This is a genomic window from Phocaeicola acetigenes, from assembly GCF_027529745.1.
In the GTDB taxonomy this organism is placed as follows: domain Bacteria; phylum Bacteroidota; class Bacteroidia; order Bacteroidales; family Bacteroidaceae; genus Phocaeicola; species Phocaeicola acetigenes.
In genome coordinates this window covers 1-946 of record NZ_JAPZVM010000027.1, presented here as the reverse complement: position 1 = coordinate 946, position 946 = coordinate 1, and the positions used below count along the sequence as shown (strand labels likewise).

Annotated in this window: 1 protein-coding gene; it reads left to right on the top strand. The window is 49.4% G+C overall.

Annotated features, from left to right (window positions below; translation table 11 throughout):
• Window positions 1-946: polysaccharide biosynthesis tyrosine autokinase (locus tag O6P32_RS13555; protein ID WP_269879055.1), on the top strand; the 946-nt coding region annotated here is incomplete at both ends.

The following is a 946-nucleotide window of genomic DNA, read 5'->3' as shown; positions in this document are numbered from 1 at the left end:
TACCCTGGCTGCTACAGCGACCAACGGACGAATCATCGAACAGGCACTGCCCGATAAATATCCGGTAGCTCCCAAGAAGAAAATCATTGCACTGGCAGCCCTTATTTTAGGCTTGGGTATTCCCGTCGGTTTTATCTATCTTATCGATTTACTGAAATACAAGATTGAAAACGGAGAAGATGTACAGAAACTCACTGCCGTACCTCTTATCGCCGAACTTCCCCGCTGCAAGAAACCTGCACAAGGAGCCATCGTGGTACGTGAGAATCACAACGACATCATGGAAGAAACCTTCCGTGGACTCCGTACCAACCTTCTCTTTATGCTGGAAAAAGACGAGAAAGTCATCCTCGTATCCTCTACCCAGCCCGGCGAAGGAAAGTCTTTCGTAGCCGGAAATTTAGCAGTCAGTCTGGCCTTGCTCGGAAAGAAGACACTGATTGTAGGTATGGACATCCGTAAGCCCGGTCTGAACCGTGTATTCAACATCTCACATCGTGAACATGGTATTACCAACTACCTGAGCGATCCGGAACATACCGATATCTTCTCTCTGGTACAACCTTCGGACATTCACTCTAATCTGGACATTCTACCCGGAGGAGCCGTACCGCCTAACCCCACCGAACTGGTGGCACGCCCGGTACTCGACCATGCCATTGCTCAGTTGAAAGAGCGCTACGACTATGTTATTCTCGATACTGCTCCTATCGGCATCGTGACCGATACCGCCATCGTCAGCCGTGTGGCAGATTTCTGTCTCTATGTATGCCGTGCAGAAGTTACTCCGAAGGTAGCCTACCAGTACATCAACGAACTGAAAGCCGAAAAGAAATTTGCCAAACTGGCCACCGTCATCAACGACATCGACATGACCAAGCGCAAGAACAGCTACGGTTACGGCTATGGCAAGAAATACGGCTACGGTTATGGATACGGCTATGGA